We start from the raw sequence: 13,991 nt of genomic DNA on the forward strand, positions 1-13,991 counted from the left end.
CTGCTGTTCATCTGCTGCCATCCCGACCTGCCCGCCGTGCAGCAGGTGGCCGTCGCCCTGCGCATCGTCTGCGGCCTGTCGGTGGCGCAGATCGCCCGCGCATTCCTGGTCGGCGAAAGCGCCATGGAGCAGCGGATCACCCGCGCCAAGGCCCGCATCGGCCAAGCCAAGGTCGCCTTTGAAACCCCGGGTCCGGCAGAGCGCGCCGAGCGCCTAGCCGCCGTCGCCGCCGTCGTCTACCTGATCTTCAACGAGGGCTATTCCTCGACCGGCGAGGAGGCTGACCGCAAGGCGCCCTTCGCCGAGGAGGCGATCCGCCTGGCGCGCCTGCTGCTGCGCCTGTTCCCGGCCGAGCCGGAGATCATGGGGCTGACGGCCCTGATGCTGCTGCAGCACGCCCGGGCTCCGGCCCGCTTCGCGCCCTGCGGAGAACTGATCCTGCTTGCTGACCAGGACCGCACGCTGTGGAACCGCGCCCTGATCGCCGAGGGTCTGGCCCTGCTCGACAAGGCCCTGCGCCACGCCGCCCCCGGCCCCTATCAGGTCCAGGCCGCCATCGCCGCCTTGCACGACCGCGCCCCGCGCGCCCAGGACACCGACTGGCGCGAGATCGACGCCCTCTACGCGACGCTGGAGCGCATGACGCCCTCCCCGGTCGTGACCCTCAACCGCGCCGTCGCGGTCAGCAAAGTGGCCGGGCCGCAGGCTGCGCTCGACATGATCGAACCCCTGGCCAAGCCCCTAGGCGGCTACTTCTATTTCTACGGCGCCAAGGGCGGCTTCCTGATGCAGCTGGGCCGAGGCCGCGAAGCCTACGAAGCCTTCGACCGCGCCATCGCCCTAGCGGGCACCGCCGCCGAGGCCGCCCACATCCGCCTGCACCTGGACCGCTTGGCGAAGGATGCCGAGGCCGGCGCCCGCTGAGCAGCAAAAAGCCCGCCTCCAGCACTGGAGGCGGGCCAATTTCGCTCAGTTCAGATCGCCGTCTCAGGCGAGGCTGAGTGCGTCCCGGCGACGGGCGGTGCGGACCATCGAGCCGGCCACGCCGAAGCCGATGATCATCATCGCCCAGGTCGCTGGTTCAGGAACCGCCGCCATCACCGAAACATTGTCGAGCGCCGCGCCCCAGCAGCAGTTGGCGGGGTTGTCGCTCGTGCCGGTGAAGACAATCTGGGTGAAGGCCCCGGTCGCGACGAACGACATGCTGCGCGACGACCACACCATGTTGTTTCGGGTGTTGGCCGAACTCAGCACGTATTGGGCCTCACCAATCTCAGCGCCCCCGGCGCTGACGGTGATGAGGCGCCCGGCGTCACGATACATGTCGGGATTGCCGGAAATGTCGAACGTCAGGTTATAGGTCCGGCCCGCCTGGGTCGCGATGGTCTGGGCGATGGCGCCGCGACCGAAGCCTCCTATGAGATCAAGGCTATAGCCGTCGCCATCCGACGATTGCCATGCGCCGTTGGACCAATCGACGTAGTTGGTGAGCACTGTCCAACCGGCGATCTGCGCGGGGGTTACGGCCGAAACGGTAGTGAAGCCAGTCCGCGTGTCGCCCTTGAACCCGCCATTGACGACGAGTTCGGTGGCCGCGCTCGCCGCGCCCGCGGTGGATAGCGCAGCGACGACGCCGGCCATGAGCAGTTTGAGTTTCACGGAATACTCCCCTCGATTGATCGAATGCTTGGAGAGGTGCGCCCTCGCCTCCGCGGTCCCGAGTTGGGACAAGCCACGCTTCCAATAGCTAGGCCGATCACCACAATCAAAAGGTGCGAACGGCGACTTGTGAACCGCCGTTAACAATTCGCCGAACGGGCGAAATCCTTCGCGCCAGTCTCCCTTCACAGGGGCAAAAAGCCGAAAGGCCCGCCCCCAGGGGTGGGAGCGGGCCAAGGTCGTGAGCCGGGTCGATCAGGCGGCGCTGAGTGCGTTCCGGCGGCGATTGCTGCGAACCATGGTCCCGACGCCGCCAAAGCCGATGATCATCATCGCCCAGGTCGAGGGCTCGGGAACGCCCGCCGCCAGGCTGTAGAGGTTGATCTTGCCCTGGATGAAGGCGCTGTTGCTGGCCTGTTCCTTGGTCCAGAAGCCGTCGCTCGGATTGCCGCCGACCAGGAAGCCGGCGATGTCCAGGGTGTAGGTGTCGGCACCGATCATGAAGGTGTCGGAACTCGCATTGAAGTTCATCGTCACCCGATCGGCGCAGCCGTTCACGTTGATGCCGCTGTTGTTCGCCCCGCCGTTCGCGCAGCTGTTGCCCTGGTTCGGCGTCTCGAAGTGGGTGAAGTTGTAGGTGAAGGTGCGGTCGCCGAGATTGACGTTGTCGACGATGACCTCAGCGGTGAACAGCAAGGTGATCCCGGTGATCGAAGTGCCCGAGCTGATCGGGAAATTCAGATGCTGGAACTCGCCCATGGTGAACGCGCCGGACGAATAGGGCGAGTTCACGCTGATCGGCCCAAAGTCCGATCCAATGAAGTTATAGCCGCTCTGGCCATAGCCTTGCGCGACGCCCCAACGCACCTGGGCGTTGGCGCTGTCGTTGTTCGTGTAGGTCGCGCTCGACCCGATCGCGTTGGACCACGCCCCGCGGACGTTTTCGAATGACACCGTCGCGGCGGCTGCGGGCGCAGCCAGAACCGTCGTCAAAGCAAAAGCTGAAATCGCGACAGCGCGCGCAGTCGAACCAATATTTTTCATGTTAACTCCCCGTTAAGCAGCCTCAATCCGCCCAATAACGGTCACAAACTTGCGCGTCAAATATCCACCGTTCACTTTTCCACGCGATTACTTATATTTCTCCTCACTAGCGAAATTTTACATTCTGTCATCACAAGATTCGCCTCACAGGAACTGCAAATCAAAATTTGTATTGCGAAGATTCAGCTCACCTTGAACAACTGACGCCCAAGGCGGAAACCTAACCCCCAGGGCAGACCCATGCTTGCCGGCGCCCAGGTGACGGGTCATCTAGCCGGACGTCAGGGGGCGATCATGGCCAAGAGCGAACTTCAGGGCCTGCTTGAGCAGCGGCTGACCGAGGAACTCGGCGAGGCTGAGGCCGCAGCACGCCTGACCGGCCAGATATTCGAGATCGCCTTGAGCTGGCGCCCGCCTCAAGCGCCCGCGGCCCAGGTCTCACGGATCGTGGCCTATGCGTTTGGCAATCGGCCTCGCGATGGGGCCGGGCCAAACGACCTCGCCGACCCTGGCCCTGTGAACGAGGCCCTGGCCCAGGCGGTGCGCGCGATCCACCGGCTGAACCCCGTCAAGATCTACGCCCAATGGGAGATCGCCCGCTTCCTGGTCGATCAGCCCGGCATGGCGGACATGGTCTCAATCGAGCCGGTCTATCTGCCGGACGGAACGCTGGAATATCTCTCGACCGATGGCGTCGCCGCGGAGGTTCTCCGCCACGAAGGCGGCGCGGCAGCGTCGATGGGCGCCGTCGCCATCGTCGCCCACAGAGACCACGCCAAGCGCTGCGTCCAGATTTCGCGCCGCCACGGCATGAACGCCATCGTGGCCGCGGAGATCGAACTGCCCGTCACCTACGACCCCCTTTCGGGGCAACCCTGGACGCGCCGCCGCGATATCTACCTGGCCCACGATCTCGCCGCCCAGTTCATCGCCCTGCGCAGCCAGGCGATCGCCGAACCGGGCGAGATCTAGTTCACCGCCAGAGAAATCCGACGGTCCCTGTCGGAAACGCCAAAACCGGTTCGTCCTTGGGTCATCTGCAGCACAGACTGCGACGATCAATCGAAGAGGACGGAAACGATGGCCAGTGAAACCATGACCCCGCCGACCGTGACCGGCGTCACGCCCTACATCAACGTCCAGGGCGCCAGCGAAGCCTCGGCCTTCTACCAGAAGGCCTTCGGCGCCAAGGAGTTGATGCGGATGCCGGCCGAGGACGGCAAGCGCCTGATGCACTGCCACCTCGAGATCAACGGCGGACCGCTCTTGATGAGCGACTGCTGGCCTGAGGAAGGCCACCCGCACCAGCCCTCCAACTCCTTCACCATGCACCTGCAGGTCGACGACATCGACGCCTGGTGGAAGCGCGCGATCAACGCCGGCGCGACCCCGGTGATGCCGGTGGCCGACATGTTCTGAGGTGACCGCTACGGCACGCTCCGCGACCCCTTCGACGTCAACTGGTCGCTCGGCCAGACCAAGCGCTGACCCTCAGCCGAGCCGGAGCCAAACCCATGGTCACCATCACCGACACCGCGCCCGCCACCACCCTAAAGCTGATGCTCTGGGCGGGCCGTATCCTGACCGGCCTGGTCGTCGCCTTCATGACCTTCGACACGGTCATCAAGCTGATCGATCTGCAGGTCGTGCGCGACAGCCTCGACCAGCTCGGCTACCCGGCCGCGCTTGGCCCCACCATCGGCGCGATCGAGCTGATCTGCCTGCTGCTCTACATCTTCCCGCGGACCGCGGTGCTGGGCGCGGTGCTGCTGACGGCGGTCATGGGCGGCGCGATCGCCAGCCACCTGCGGGTCGGCGACCCGCTGGTCTCCCACACCCTGTTCGGCGTCTATCTCGGCGCGGCGATCTGGGGCGGCCTCTATCTGCGCGACGCCAGGCTGCGCGCCATCTTCCCGATCCGGCTCTAGTAAAGGAACGCCCTCCCATGTCCGACAAGGTGGACGCCTACATCGCCGGCCTCGATGGTTGGCAGGCGCAAAGCGCCCAGCTCCTGCGCCGCGAGATCCTCGCCGCCGGCGACCTGGCCGAAGACTTCAAGTGGGGCCACCCGATGTGGTCGGCGAGCGGCGCGGTCTGCCTGTTCAAGAGCTTCAAAAGCCACATGACGCTCGCCTTCTGGCGCGGCGCCCAGATGACCGACCTCGACCCGCGCCTGGAGCCTAGCGGCGGGTTCCAGATGGCCGCGATCAAGCTCACGGGCCCAGACCAGATCACCGCCGAGGAAGTCCGCCGCCTGGTCGCCGCAGCCATCGCCCTCAACCGCGAACATGGCGACCCGATGACGATGGCCAAGACCTAAGCGCCGCCTTTCCTCCCCTGCGAAGCGGGGGAGGAAAGGCTAGGCCGGAGCAGGCACACCTTCGCAACGCTTGCCCGGAAGCTTGCGAAATTCCGCCCCAACGTCCTAATGACAGGACGATGCGCGACCTCAACGACCTCTACTATTTCGTCCAGGTGGTGGACCACGGCGGCTTCGCACCGGCCGCCCGGGCGCTGGGCCTGCAAAAATCAAAGCTGAGCCGGCGGATCGCCCAGCTGGAAGAGCAGTTGGACACCCGGCTCATCCACCGATCCTCACGCAAGTTCGCCGTCACCGAGGTGGGCCGCGAGTACTACGAGCACTGCCTGGCCATGCTGGTGGAGGCCGAGGCCGCCCAGGCGGTGATCGACAGCGTCAAGGCCGCGCCGCGCGGCGTCATCCGCATGAGCTGTTCGGCCGGCCTGCTGACCTACCAGATGGGCGCCCTGGTCGCGCGCTTCATGGCGCTGCACCCCGAGGTCACGGTCCACCTTGAAAGCACCAGCCGCCGGGTCGACGTGATCGGCGAGGGCTTTGATCTGGCGATCCGGGTTAGCGAGCCGCCACTGGAACAGTCCGACCTGGTGATGCGCAAGCTGGACGAAAGCGTCCACCGTCTGGTCGCCAGTCCCGATCTGGTGGCCCTGCATGGCGCGCCCGCCGGCCCGGCCGACTTGGGCGGTTGGCCCAGCCTGGATTTCGGCCCGGCCCATCGCGACCACGCGTGGGCCCTCCACCATGAAGACGGCATGACCGCCGAGGTTCGCCACCACCCTCGGCTGATCACCGACGACGTCCACATGCTGCACGAGGGCGCGCTGCAGGGCCTTGGCGTCGTCCTCCTGCCGAGCGTGGTCGTGATCGGCGATATTAACGCCGGCCGGCTGATCGACCTGCTGCCGCAGTGGCGCCCCCGACGCTGGGTGCTGCACGCGGTGTTCCCGTCGCGCCGCGGCCTGCTGCCCTCGATCCGCATGCTGATCGACTTCATCGCCGAAGGCTGCGCCGCCCAGCACGTCCACGACGAAACCAACGAGACTGAATGAACGACCGACGCCATTGGCAGGTCGCTGTCGCAACAGCCCATCGGGCGGCGACAAACGCCAGAGCTCGGCTCAGCGCGCCTCGTGCATCCTTGGGTGAGCGAGGGCCCTCGTGGCTCCTCAGTCGAAGAGATGACTCTCGTAGGCGAGGCCAATCGCGACAAGAAGGATGATCGCCAACGCCTTCACCAATTGCCAGAGCGCGATGCTGAACGCTTTCCAGCGGCTCTTATCGCCACGGCTTAGCCACGCGGTCTGCACGGCGAGGTACCAGACTGTCGCCCCGGCCGCGAGCGCGCCCCCGGCCATCCGACCATGTTGAAGGCCATGCTCCATCGTCATGCCGATCTGCAGCAGCAGCGCGAACACTGACGCCGGGTAGCATTCGATGAAGAACGGCGCGCGCAAGGTGGTGCGCGACAGCGAGAGCCCCGAGGCCTTGACGTAACGCAGTGCGAACATCAGCGGGAAGAGCGCAAACACGAGCGACCGGAACACGATCAGATTCTGCTGCGACATCTGCAGGATGGGCGCATTGACCTGGCCAACAGGGTCGATGTGGAGCCCGATCTCGAGGAAGTGGGAGAGCAGCAAACTCAATAGGAGAAACAGCGGCGGCGACAGCGAGCGGTCAAACCGCTCCTCCTCCGGACGGTGGAACTGCGCCTTGCAATATTCGAGGGTCTTGAGCGGCTGGACCAGGGTGAGCAACACCGTGCGAGGATAGAAGACCAACCAGGTCATCACCTCGTAGAGAAGTTCCTCCAGCGACCGGAGCATCCTCATAAAATCCATGATCGGTACTCTCTCGCCTCAGTGATCAGGTGGAGTCTCACGAGGAATCGGTAAACGAGCTCTCATCGGAGCACGGCGTCACTGCCGGCACGGTGACATGGATCCGGACTATTGCATGCAAGCCAAGCGACATCCGCGCGCCAGCCGCCATTGACACGTTCGGGTGGAACGCTTTCGCGCCTTGACCCTTTTAGCGCTTCAGAATTTGCTGATGCGGGACCTAGTCTCCCTCAACCTAAAGTCATGGAGCCGGCCTGTGCCGATATCGTCTGAAAGCGCCCGCATCTTCGGGCTAGCCGCGCTGGCCGCCAACGCCCTGGTCGCCCTGCCCGCCGCAGCTCAGGTGACGCCTTCGGATGTTCGCGACTTGGTTGGCGCACGCGCGGCGAGCGGGGAGTCCGAATTGGCCTCCCGAGGGTATGTGAATGTCGGCGGACAAACCGGCGCCGATCGCAAATGGACCTATTGGTGGAATGACCGACGAGGCGTCTGCCTCACCGTCTCGACCGCGGAGGGTCGATACGATTCCCTGGTTTCAGCTCCGAACGCCGACTGCCGGCAGCGTGCCGATCAGGGGTTTGCGCCGCCGCCATTTGGATATGGCGGACCTGGCCGGGACGACTATCGCGAGCACATCGCGCTCATCTGTTATGGCCAGGGGGACAAGCTCACCACCCAGCCGCAGACCGGCTACCAATGGGACGATGACAAGCGGAAATATGTGCCCAAGAGCGGCTACGAGCTCACCCACCAAGACTACAGCACGTCTGTGACCATCGAGATCGATGGGGAGAGGGGCCGTATTCGTCCGGCCAAGAACATGCTGCCGCCACTCCGCTCCGGCGGGGCCGACGGCTGGTATGACCTCGCCAACCTTTCGATCTCCCGTGATTTCATCCGCGGCGAGTTTCGGCTCAACGGCGCGAACAAACCGAAGATGACCATCGATCGCCGCGCGGGTCACATCAGTCTTGATGGGCTGACCAAGTTCAACGGGACCTGCACGCCGCTCGACGCGGACCGCAAATTCTGACCGACGCCTGCTAGGGCTTATCCCGCAGCCTGATCATGGCTGCGGGGTTGTCGAGTTGCTAGGCCGCGGCCCGTTCGGTCGGCAGCACCTGGTCCAGCGACAGCAAGGTCACGATGCCCTCGTCGGTGGAGATGATCCCCTGCACGAACTCGCGCACATCGTCGGTTCCGACGCCGGGCGGCGGCTGCACCATATCCTCGGTCACCGCGATGATGTCGCAGACCGCGTCCACCAGCAGGCCGACCGGCACGCCATTGATGTGAGCGACCACCACGACGGACGATGAGTCCGGCGTGCAGGCCCCGAGCCCCAGCCGGGCGCTGAGATCGACCACCGCCAGCACCACGCCGCGCAGGTTGATCATTCCCATCACATAGGACGGCGCATGGGGCACGGGGGTCGAAGCGCTCCACCCCCGGATCTCCCGCACCGCCATGATGTCCAGGGCGAACTGCTGCCCGCCGATGCGGACGCTGATGAGTTCGGCGCCCGATCCGGCGTCCATCAGAACTCCTCCCAGGTGTCGGCGGCCGGAACCACCGCCAGCTTGCGCGCCGTCGCGCCCATGGAGATCGGGCCACGCGCCGGTTCGCTGCGAGTCGCCTGGCCCCGACGCGACGCTTGCGCGCGGCCCCTGGCCTCGCCGATCTCGAACTCCTCCATCAATTGGTCCAGCTCGCTGGCCTGGTGAGCCAGGGCATGGCTCGCCGCGGTCGACTGCTCGACCATGGCGGCGTTCTGCTGGGTCATCTGGTCCATCTCATTGATGGCGGTGTTGACCTGGCCAAGACCCACGGCCTGTTCCTGGGCCGAGGCCGCGATCTCCGTGACCAGTTCAGTGATCTTGCCGACCTCGCCGACGATGCGCTGCAGCGCCTGGCCGGTCTTGCCGACCAGATCGACGCCGGAACTCACCTGGGCCGTCGAGGCCGAGATCAGCGCCTTGATCTCCTTGGCCGCCTCGGCCGACCGCTGGGCGAGGGCCCGGACCTCGGAGGCGACGACCGCGAAGCCGCGACCGGCCTCGCCCGCCCGCGCCGCCTCGACCCCGGCGTTCAGCGCCAGCAGATTGGTCTGGAAGGCGATCTCGTCGATCACCCCGACGATCTGGCTGATCTGGGTGGCCGAGGCCTCGATCTTGCCCATGGCGCTGATCGCGTCGGCGACCACCGCGCCGGAGGCTTCGGCGTCGCCGCGCGCGGCGTTGACCACGCCCTGCGCTTCGCGTGCGCCCTCGGCGGTCTTGCGCACCGTGGCGGTGATCTCGTCGAGCGCCGCGGCGGTCTCTTCCAGATTGGCGGCCTGACGCTCGGTGCGGCGTGAAAGGTCGTCGGCGGCCGAAGTGATCTCGCCAGTGCCCGACCGGATCGCGCCCGCGGCGCCGGCCACATTGCCCATCACCTCGTGAAGGCGGTTGATCGCGGCGTTAAAGTCGGCCTGCAGCCGCTGATATTCCTCTGGGAAATGTCCGTCGAGGCGATAGGTCAGGTCGCCCGCCGCCAGCTTCGACAGCGCGGTCGCCGTCGCCTCCACCGCAAAGACCTGCTGCTCGCGCGCGGTGTTGCGCTCGGCGCTGCGGCGCAGATGCTCCTGCTCGGTCGCGGTGATGTCGGTGGCCAGCTTGATGACCTTGTAGAGCCGGCCCGACTTGTCGAACATCGGATTGTAGGACGCCTGCAGCCAGACCTCGCGGCCGCCCTTGGCCAACCGCAAGAACTTGTCGGCGACGAACTCCCCATTGTTCAGCGCTCGCCAGAACGCCCGATACTCTTCGCTCGCCGCATATTCTGGCGTTGCGAACATGCTGTGCTTTCGACCTTCGATCTCAGCGGCCGAATACCCCATTACCTTACTGAAATTCTCGTTGGCCCGAATAATCGTTCCGTCGAGCTGAAACTCGATCACAGCCTGGGATTTATGGATCGCTCCCAAAATCGCTTCGAGTTCAATTGCTTGCTCGCTACCCTTCTCGCTTCCGCGATTTTTCCCGAAGATCATGAACCCTGCCCCCCAGCAGAAACACGAACGTCCCGACGCTCATGGCGTCGCTCTATGGTTGCGCCCGCTCAAGTAAACGAAACCGTAACGGCGTTGTATTCTATGTCCAACACCTCACGAGTCCTTGCCGTGCTTGCTATTTGCGCCGACGAAGACCTATCTCAGGGTGTGGACCGCCCCTCCAGATATCGCCAAACTGGCAGGCGCAGGCCCTCGGCGGCTGCTAGCATGCCCTCCCCGCCGCCCTGGAGATCGCCATGAACCTCGACGCCATCCTGAAGCCCGGCGCCATCGCCGTGATCACCGGCGCGGCCGGCGGCATCGGCCTGGCCGCCGCCGAGCTCTGCGCGCGGCGCGGCATGAAGGTCGCACTGGCCGACCTTCCCAGCCAAGCCCTCGATAGCGCCCGCGAGGCCGTCGCCCAGCTCGCCCCCAGTCCCGGCGATGTCGTCGCGATCGCCACCGACGTCGCCGACTTCGACCAGATCCAGCGCCTCCAGGCCCAAACGGCGAAGGTTTTCGGCGCACCCCCAGCCCTGCTGATGAACAACGCCGGCGCAGGCCTGAACCCAGGCGGGACGGCGCAGGATCTAGCGGCCTGGCGTCGCCTGCTGGACATCAACCTCTGGGGCGCGATCCACGGGGTCCAGGCATTCCTGCCCGGCATGGTCGCCGCCGCGGCGCCCGCCCTGATCGTCAACACCGGCTCCAAGCAAGGCATCACCACCCCGCCAGGCAACGCCGCCTACAACGTCTCGAAGGCCGCCCTGAAGGTCTACACCGAGGCGCTCGCCCACGAGCTGCGCAACACCCCCGGCGCGGAGGCGATCACCGCCCACCTGCTGATCCCAGGCTTCACCTTCACCGGCATGACCACGCGCCCCGGCGCCGACCCGGCCGCCAAGCCGCCCGCCGCCTGGAGTCCGCAGCAGGTCGTCGACTTCATGATCGAGCGCTTGGCCCGCGACGACTTCTACATCCTCTGCCCAGACAACGACGTCGACCGCGCCACCGATGAGCGCCGCATGCAGTGGGCGATGGGCGACGTGATCGAGAACCGCCCCGCCCTCTCGCGCTGGCACCCCGCCTGGAAGGAACGGTTCGAGGCCTTCATGGCCGGACACTAGTCTCCAACCCGGCCAAGGTTCGGCACGCGCCCAGGCGGTCAGCCGCCAAGCATCGCCTGCAGGGCGGTCATGTCGAGCTGGCCCGCCGCCGCGATCAGCCGCCGCCGCTCCTGCGCGTCGCCGATCGTCCCGAGCTGCGGCACGATCAGGACGATGACCCTCGCCTTGCTGGCGGCCCCGACGCCTGCGCCCAGCGCGGGGTTGACCCGCATCATCGGCCGCGCGCCCGGCTCTGCGCAGCGCCCGCTCAGGTTGGCCGTCGCCGCGGCTCTGGTCATGCAGTAGGGCGCGGCGCGGCCGCCTGGCGCCAAGCCGGCCAAGGCCTGCCGCATCTCGGCGGCCTGCTCCGGCGACCCGGCCTTCTCCTGCCACGCGGCGGTCGCGCCCAGATATTCGCCGATGCTGACCGGTACGAAGCCGGGCGTTCCGGCCGGTGTGATGACCGTGTACTCGCTGCCTGCACGCGTGAACCGCAGGATCCCGCCAGCCTCTTTCCGCTGTTCGGGCAAGGTGAAGAAGCCGCTGTCGTCGGCCGCCAGCGCCTTGTCGGTCTTGTTGATCATGTATCGCAGCACCGGTCCCTCCCCGTCGCCGGGATAGCGGCCCGCGGCGTCGGGCTGGCTCCACGTCACATTGATGCGCCGCGAGATCACCCCGCCCCAGACCATGTCGGGATCGCCGGCGGCCACCGGCTGTTCCAGGACCACGCTGGCATGCAGCGCAAAGCCGCGCCGATCCTTCAGCGCCGGAGTCGCCAGGATCGTGTCCCGCAGCTTCACCCCCTTGGCCTGCAACGGCGTCCGCTCGGCCGCCGACGGCGTGGGCCGTGAGCGATTGTAGGTGAAGTCCACCTGACCGAGCGCCGCGGCGGACGCGGCGTCCTGCGGCAGGTCGGCCAGGGCAGGAATGGCTGAAAGTCCAAGGGCGATCGAAGCTAGGGTTAGGTGTTTCACGCGCCTGCGATGTCGCCATCACCGCCGCGCTGAACAGCCGCCATCGCCCAGCCCCGCTTAGAATGCGACGGAATGCGCCACCCACGGCGCCTTGCGCCCTCGACTACCTAAGATAGGCTTAGCCGCCCTCTGGTAGTGGGGCGAGATGGAGTAGCCGCATGCGCACGCTCATGATCGCAGTCTTCGCGACACTCACCCTGGCAGGAACCGCCCACGCCGAACGCGTCGGCTGCCGAGAGGTCTTCGGTGGGGGCGAGCGCTGCAAACAGGCGGACGGCCACGTCACCGAGACCATTCCTGACGGCGAGGGTGGCGTGCGAAAAACCTCGACCAATCCCCACTATTGGAAAAGCACTGACGGCCGCGGCGTGGCTGTGACGCCGCCGGACAGCATGATCCGAAATTCACCCATGCTGCGCCGCGACTATTGGGGTCGGGTGACCGAGCCTTGGGAGCCGAAGAAGCAGCCGACCCCGATCGACGGCGGCTGGAAGGCGCCCCGTTCGGACCCCCGTTGACCGCCTCTGGAACCGCCCGCCCCGGTCCCCGTTCAGCCAAAGAGGGATAGTCGTTAACTACGGCGTTCAACATGAGTACGGCAGAGCAATATCTAGCCCTGGCCAGAGACGCGCGAGCCGCGGCGGCGAGGGCCAATCTCCCCCACGACCGCGCCCGCTTGCTGCAACAGCACGACTACTGGCTGAAATGCGCGTTAAAGGCCGGTACGCGCTCGGCCCAGGCTGGCTAGCAACCAAGAAAAAGGCCCTCCCGCCGAGGCGAGAGGGCCCTGAAGTTCTAGCGCCAAGCCTGGATCAGGCGGCGCTAAAAGCGTTACGGCGGCGCGAGGTGCGCACCATCGAGCCGACCGCCCCGAAGCCGATGATCATCATCGCCCAGGTCGCCGGTTCGGGCACGCCAGTGCCGGTGATGGTCTTGAAGTAACCGACCGTGTGGTTGTCGCTCTCGTAGCCGCCGCCCGCCGGATTTTCCAGGAAGACGACGCGGTCGAACTTGGTGCCGCCGGTCGCGTAGAAATTCACGAAGGCATAGGGCTCGCCGCTGTTCTGGCCTTGGTTCGGCGCATCAGGCTTGCCGAAGTACGCCGAGTTGCCGCCGATCTTGCTCAGCACGGTGGAAGCGTCGAAGGTGAAGATCTTCGTCCCGCCGGAATAGAGTTCCAGCACGTTCCCGCCATCCAGGGCCGGCAGATAGTAGCCGAAATAGGTCACGCCAGCGGCGTCCTGCGTGCTGGTGAGGTTCAGCGAATAGCCGTTGCTGTCGAAGGTCACGGCGTAGTTGCTGCCGCCTTCGCCGCCGTACTGGTCGCCGGCATGCACCTGGGTCGAGGCGCCGTACTGGCCGCTGATGACGCCGTTGCCGCCGAAGTTGGAGCTGAAGCCGCCAACGCCCACCGCCCGGCTATCGAAGGTCTCTTTGCCGAGAACGTCGAACAGCGCCGTGGTGTTGGTCACCCCAGGGGCTTCATAGGTGACGGTGATGCCGGCCTGAGCCGCTCCGGCCATGGCCGCGGCTGCGGCGACACCGGTGATAAGCAAACTGAGCTTCATTCGTTTCCCTCGTCGCGAATGGGTGCGCTGTACTCCGCCCCTATTTTTGGAAAACACCGTTCTACGGCGCCTCGCGCACCTGAGCTTTCAGATTCTCTTCTCGCGTGAATCTGCGTGCGCGGGTCACAATTTTCGTGAGGCGGCACTAACTGCGGCGCTTTGCATTGGATCAACGGGAACCCTCTGAAAATCGGAGGTCACGTCACCATGCAGAAGCTCAAATTCCGCGACTTCATCGCCAGCTATACCCAGCGCGAGGAACTGGTCGGCGAAGTCCCCACCGAGATCCGCCTGAACGCCAAGGCCCTCGAAGTCCGCACCTGGCTGGAGTTCGAGCAACGCCTCAAGGCGGCCGGCGCCGACGATGAACTGTGCCAAGCCGGCAAGCGCATCTGGCGACGCTATCGCATCGCGGCGAGATCGAGCCTGTCGTGATCGGCCCAGCAAAAGA

The 13,991-nt window shown here is 65.8% G+C and carries 18 protein-coding genes; 11 read left to right on the forward strand and 7 right to left on the reverse strand.

From position 1 onward, the window contains the following. A partial coding sequence (locus Q8M13_RS02945; protein WP_305298123.1) for an RNA polymerase sigma factor occupies positions 1-924 on the forward strand: 924 nt, incomplete at its 5' end. 63 nt (positions 925-987) lie between these two features. Here Q8M13_RS02945 and Q8M13_RS02950 read toward each other — a convergent pair. Further along, positions 988-1,641, reverse strand: coding sequence for a DUF642 domain-containing protein (locus tag Q8M13_RS02950; RefSeq protein WP_370869930.1), 654 nt, complete (start codon positions 1,639-1,641; stop codon positions 988-990). A 273-nt stretch (positions 1,642-1,914) separates the two neighbouring features. Continuing rightward, positions 1,915-2,703 carry a THxN family PEP-CTERM protein gene (locus Q8M13_RS02955; protein ID WP_305298125.1) on the reverse strand — a complete coding sequence of 263 codons (789 nt, stop codon included), beginning with the start codon at positions 2,701-2,703 and terminating at the stop codon, positions 1,915-1,917. A 294-nt stretch (positions 2,704-2,997) separates the two neighbouring features. Here Q8M13_RS02955 and Q8M13_RS02960 point away from each other — a divergent pair, with 294 nt between their 5' ends. The 5 genes from Q8M13_RS02960 (at position 2,998) to Q8M13_RS02980 (ending at position 6,069) form a co-directional block, all read left to right on the forward strand. Next, complete coding sequence (locus Q8M13_RS02960; RefSeq protein WP_305298126.1) at positions 2,998-3,675, forward strand: hypothetical protein; 678 nt, start codon at positions 2,998-3,000, stop codon at positions 3,673-3,675. A gap of 108 nt (positions 3,676-3,783) precedes the next feature. After that, positions 3,784-4,122: a VOC family protein gene (locus Q8M13_RS02965; RefSeq protein WP_370869926.1), complete on the forward strand. Its 339-nt coding sequence runs from the start codon at positions 3,784-3,786 to the stop codon at positions 4,120-4,122. A 95-nt stretch (positions 4,123-4,217) separates the two neighbouring features. Then, positions 4,218-4,631, forward strand: coding sequence for a DoxX family protein (locus tag Q8M13_RS02970; RefSeq protein ID WP_305298127.1), 414 nt, complete (start codon positions 4,218-4,220; stop codon positions 4,629-4,631). 17 nt (positions 4,632-4,648) lie between these two features. Beyond that, positions 4,649-5,023, forward strand: coding sequence for a DUF1801 domain-containing protein (locus Q8M13_RS02975; RefSeq protein WP_305298128.1), 375 nt, complete (start codon positions 4,649-4,651; stop codon positions 5,021-5,023). 119 nt (positions 5,024-5,142) lie between these two features. Next, positions 5,143-6,069 (forward strand): LysR substrate-binding domain-containing protein, encoded by a 927-nt coding sequence (locus Q8M13_RS02980; protein WP_305298129.1) that lies wholly within the window; start codon positions 5,143-5,145, stop codon positions 6,067-6,069. Between the two features lie 117 nt (positions 6,070-6,186). Here Q8M13_RS02980 and Q8M13_RS02985 read toward each other — a convergent pair whose 3' ends face one another. Next, entirely contained in the window at positions 6,187-6,846 is a 660-nt protein-coding gene (locus Q8M13_RS02985) for a hypothetical protein (protein ID WP_305298130.1), read from the reverse strand. A gap of 271 nt (positions 6,847-7,117) precedes the next feature. Here Q8M13_RS02985 and Q8M13_RS02990 point away from each other — a divergent pair, with 271 nt between their 5' ends. Then, the gene (locus Q8M13_RS02990) at positions 7,118-7,894 is read left to right on the forward strand and encodes a hypothetical protein (RefSeq protein ID WP_305298131.1); all 777 of its coding nucleotides are present in this window, start codon (positions 7,118-7,120) and stop codon (positions 7,892-7,894) included. Positions 7,895-7,952: 58 nt separating this feature from the next. On the opposite strand, the gene Q8M13_RS02995 is transcribed toward Q8M13_RS02990, so the two are convergent. Both Q8M13_RS02995 and Q8M13_RS03000 read right to left on the reverse strand, forming a co-directional pair. Then, positions 7,953-8,399: a chemotaxis protein CheW gene (locus tag Q8M13_RS02995; protein ID WP_305298132.1), complete on the reverse strand. Its 447-nt coding sequence runs from the start codon at positions 8,397-8,399 to the stop codon at positions 7,953-7,955. Then, on the reverse strand, positions 8,399-9,892 hold the full coding sequence (locus Q8M13_RS03000; RefSeq protein ID WP_305298133.1) for a methyl-accepting chemotaxis protein: 1,494 nt from the start codon (positions 9,890-9,892) through the stop codon (positions 8,399-8,401). The genes Q8M13_RS02995 and Q8M13_RS03000 overlap by 1 nt, the downstream gene beginning before the upstream one ends. Positions 9,893-10,149: 257 nt before the next feature. On the opposite strand from Q8M13_RS03000, the gene Q8M13_RS03005 reads away from it, so the two are divergent. Next, a complete protein-coding gene (locus tag Q8M13_RS03005; RefSeq protein ID WP_305298134.1) occupies positions 10,150-11,019 on the forward strand; it encodes an SDR family NAD(P)-dependent oxidoreductase in 870 nt (289 codons plus the stop codon). Between the two features lie 38 nt (positions 11,020-11,057). Here Q8M13_RS03005 and Q8M13_RS03010 read toward each other — a convergent pair whose 3' ends face one another. Next, positions 11,058-11,972, reverse strand: coding sequence for a hypothetical protein (locus Q8M13_RS03010; RefSeq protein ID WP_305298135.1), 915 nt, complete (start codon positions 11,970-11,972; stop codon positions 11,058-11,060). 158 nt (positions 11,973-12,130) lie between these two features. On the opposite strand from Q8M13_RS03010, the gene Q8M13_RS03015 reads away from it, so the two are divergent. Both Q8M13_RS03015 and Q8M13_RS03020 read left to right on the forward strand, forming a co-directional pair. Next, positions 12,131-12,490 carry a hypothetical protein gene (locus Q8M13_RS03015; RefSeq protein WP_305298136.1) on the forward strand — a complete coding sequence of 120 codons (360 nt, stop codon included), beginning with the start codon at positions 12,131-12,133 and terminating at the stop codon, positions 12,488-12,490. A 71-nt stretch (positions 12,491-12,561) separates the two neighbouring features. Next, positions 12,562-12,720, forward strand: coding sequence for a hypothetical protein (locus Q8M13_RS03020; RefSeq protein WP_305298137.1), 159 nt, complete (start codon positions 12,562-12,564; stop codon positions 12,718-12,720). Between the two features lie 64 nt (positions 12,721-12,784). Here the strand turns inward: Q8M13_RS03020 and Q8M13_RS03025 are convergent, their stop codons facing one another. Next, on the reverse strand, positions 12,785-13,540 hold the full coding sequence (locus Q8M13_RS03025) for a PEPxxWA-CTERM sorting domain-containing protein (RefSeq protein WP_305298138.1): 756 nt from the start codon (positions 13,538-13,540) through the stop codon (positions 12,785-12,787). A 207-nt stretch (positions 13,541-13,747) separates the two neighbouring features. Here Q8M13_RS03025 and Q8M13_RS03030 point away from each other — a divergent pair, with 207 nt between their 5' ends. After that, the gene (locus tag Q8M13_RS03030; protein WP_305298139.1) at positions 13,748-13,975 is read left to right on the forward strand and encodes a hypothetical protein; all 228 of its coding nucleotides are present in this window, start codon (positions 13,748-13,750) and stop codon (positions 13,973-13,975) included. The last annotated feature ends 16 nt before the right edge of the window (positions 13,976-13,991 follow it).

The organism is Phenylobacterium sp., from assembly GCF_030681155.1.
GTDB lineage: Bacteria > Pseudomonadota > Alphaproteobacteria > Caulobacterales > Caulobacteraceae > Phenylobacterium.

Excerpts from the sequence above, each read along its gene's own strand:
- Q8M13_RS02950 (WP_370869930.1), bottom strand. The coding sequence starts at position 1,641 with ATGGCCGGCGTCGTCGCTGCGCTATCCACCGCGGGCGCGGCGAGCGCG.
- Q8M13_RS02955 (WP_305298125.1), bottom strand. The coding sequence starts at position 2,703 with ATGAAAAATATTGGTTCGACTGCGCGCGCTGTCGCGATTTCAGCTTTT.
- Q8M13_RS02960 (WP_305298126.1), top strand. The coding sequence starts at position 2,998 with ATGGCCAAGAGCGAACTTCAGGGCCTGCTTGAGCAGCGGCTGACCGAG.
- Q8M13_RS02965 (WP_370869926.1), top strand. The coding sequence starts at position 3,784 with ATGGCCAGTGAAACCATGACCCCGCCGACCGTGACCGGCGTCACGCCC.
- Q8M13_RS02970 (WP_305298127.1), top strand. The coding sequence starts at position 4,218 with ATGGTCACCATCACCGACACCGCGCCCGCCACCACCCTAAAGCTGATG.
- Q8M13_RS02975 (WP_305298128.1), top strand. The coding sequence starts at position 4,649 with ATGTCCGACAAGGTGGACGCCTACATCGCCGGCCTCGATGGTTGGCAG.
- Q8M13_RS02980 (WP_305298129.1), top strand. The coding sequence starts at position 5,143 with ATGCGCGACCTCAACGACCTCTACTATTTCGTCCAGGTGGTGGACCAC.
- Q8M13_RS02985 (WP_305298130.1), bottom strand. The coding sequence starts at position 6,846 with ATGCTCCGGTCGCTGGAGGAACTTCTCTACGAGGTGATGACCTGGTTG.
- Q8M13_RS02995 (WP_305298132.1), bottom strand. The coding sequence starts at position 8,399 with ATGGACGCCGGATCGGGCGCCGAACTCATCAGCGTCCGCATCGGCGGG.
- Q8M13_RS03000 (WP_305298133.1), bottom strand. The coding sequence starts at position 9,892 with ATGATCTTCGGGAAAAATCGCGGAAGCGAGAAGGGTAGCGAGCAAGCA.
- Q8M13_RS03005 (WP_305298134.1), top strand. The coding sequence starts at position 10,150 with ATGAACCTCGACGCCATCCTGAAGCCCGGCGCCATCGCCGTGATCACC.
- Q8M13_RS03015 (WP_305298136.1), top strand. The coding sequence starts at position 12,131 with ATGCGCACGCTCATGATCGCAGTCTTCGCGACACTCACCCTGGCAGGA.
- Q8M13_RS03020 (WP_305298137.1), top strand. The coding sequence starts at position 12,562 with ATGAGTACGGCAGAGCAATATCTAGCCCTGGCCAGAGACGCGCGAGCC.
- Q8M13_RS03025 (WP_305298138.1), bottom strand. The coding sequence starts at position 13,540 with ATGAAGCTCAGTTTGCTTATCACCGGTGTCGCCGCAGCCGCGGCCATG.
- Q8M13_RS03030 (WP_305298139.1), top strand. The coding sequence starts at position 13,748 with ATGCAGAAGCTCAAATTCCGCGACTTCATCGCCAGCTATACCCAGCGC.